Here is a 2251-nt window from a genome sequence, read left to right as displayed (position 1 = left end):
CCACTAAAATCAATATCCCCCACTAATCTAAATTCATCTATGCTTCTAGTATCTCCTTTATTATTATTCCACCCATTAGCAAAATACCACCAATCTTTTGCATTCTCTTTAGCATCTCCCATATTGCCTAAAGTGATTGCTTTTTTAAAGTCTACTCCTTGTGTGGTAGTATTATTAGAATCTATATAATGATTATTTGTAATTAATTTGTCATAATCTCCAAATTGATAATTATCGTTGGCAAATTTATTCATTTGTCTTTGGATATATCCCTCACTAAAAGCAGTAGCATAAATAGTATTTCCTTTTAGGTTTGTAGCATCTGCATCTATATAGACTTTATCTCCTACTAAATAGATAGATTGATTTTTATCTGTATTAGAGCCCGTATTTATTAAGTTTCCTTTTTGGATATCTATCTTATTGCCTATAAGAGTTAAACCATTTTTAGTAGTGATATTTCCTTTGTTAATTATATCTCCTTTGTTAGGTTTAAATACAGGAGAGAATTGAAAATTATCCATATGTCCTTTTGCTTTAAAGTTAGCTAGTGTAGTATCATCCATAGGACTTGTAGAAATACCAAACTTATTTGCATTAATACTTCCATTCTCTGTTACTAATACTCCACTAGGATTTACAATAAAGATATTATTATTTCCTCCATTTAATTTACCTGCCAGAATAGAAGAGTTTTTAGAATAATCTAAATTTAAATATCCATTATTGCTTCCATTAAAATTAACACTAGCATCTTTACCTATATTAAATCCTCCACCCCAAGCAATAACATATTTACCACCATTAGTATAATTTCCATTTTTATCTTTATTGCCAATATTCATAATATTACCATTAGAAGTAATACTTCCTTTTCCTCCTATAAATTTACCTCCACTAGGTAAAGTATCATTTGCTATATTTCTAGCTAAGACTAATTGATTAGATAAAAGTATAGAAGCTACTATGCTAATGCTAAGGGTTCTTTTAAAAGAATAATTGCTTTTTATTCTTTTTAGATTTGTTTTTGTTTGCATTTGTCTTTCTCCTTTTTAGATAAAGTGATTCTTATTAAAGAATATTGTTAAATTTAGATTCTTTGGTTTCTTTTTATTTTCTTTGTGTAATAAAAAGATTCTTTTAAAAGAAAGAAAAAGAAAAAAAGAAATTGTTTTTCTTTTTTATTCTCTCTTATTTAATTAAAGAATCTAAAGGGAATTTCTATAAAAGAAAGTTCTTTTAGATTCTTCTTTCTTGTTTAATTCAAATGATTCTTTTTATTCTTTCTTGTTTAATTAAAGAATCTAGTAGAGGATTCATAAATGGGGAAAAGAATCCTCTAATGGATTCTTTAAGTGTTTTAGATACTTTAAAAAATAGTTTATTTTGTTTATTAAAGGATTTGTTAAAGAGTTTATTTATTAATAGTTGATTGTTTGTAAGAATAAAAAGGAGATTAGGTTTATTAGTAAGGGTTTTAATTATAGATTGATTAGTAATAAAAAGAGAATAAGTTTTAAGATTGTTTATTAAATAGATAAAAGATAGAAAGTCTTTATTCAAAAGTAATTCTCTTAGAAAAGAGTAGGATACCTGAATTTTACAAGTAAAATTCTTCCTAATCGCCACGAGAATTCTTTTGTAATAAAGACTCTTTAGATTTATATTTGTTTGTAATAACAAAAGAAGTGATAAGACTTTATACAAAAAGTATTTTGAGAGTGGCCTCTTAAGAAACTGCTTGTCAGTTTCAGGGATCACACCGCCACGAACAAAATTGCTTTTTGTATAAAGTGTAGGTTTGTTGTTTAAAAGAATAAAAAGGAATGGTTTAGAATTTTTGGTAAATCTTTTTAGATTTGCACTTCGCTTTGCTTGTATGCCACGGCGGACAAGTCCGCCTCGCAATAACAAAAACAACCTTATAAGATAGAAAAATGGATTGCCACGCAGTGCAAGCACTGCTCGCAATGACAATGACAAGGTGGATAGTTTGTATTTGTTTGTAAGATTTATATGTGTATGTGGATAAAGAGTAAAGGAAGAGGTTAATAAAGAGAGGCTATTTGCCCCCCCCCCCCCGCACTATAAGGGAAGAGGTATTAAGATGTGTAAAATACATAAAACCTCCTTTAATATAATAATTTTTATTTTATTTGTTGCTATAAGTATTATTATTTACATAAATAATACTTAATTTTATTTTGAAATTTTATTATATGTTTTTTTAAATTTTTATTTATTATTTTTT

1 protein-coding gene is annotated in these 2251 nt (G+C 27.1%); it reads right to left on the bottom strand.

Features of this window, described 5'->3' with window-relative positions:
• Window positions 1–1037 (bottom strand): filamentous hemagglutinin N-terminal domain-containing protein (locus tag EBF09_RS08890; RefSeq protein WP_121764743.1); only part of this gene is annotated, 1037 nt, incomplete at its 3' end.
• Window positions 1038–2251: the final 1214 nt, after the last annotated feature.

It is taken from the genome of Helicobacter burdigaliensis, from assembly GCF_003670295.1.
GTDB lineage: Bacteria > Campylobacterota > Campylobacteria > Campylobacterales > Helicobacteraceae > Helicobacter_D > Helicobacter_D burdigaliensis.
Note: the sequence above shows the minus strand (reverse complement) of the source record. Positions and strands in the feature narration are given on the sequence as shown.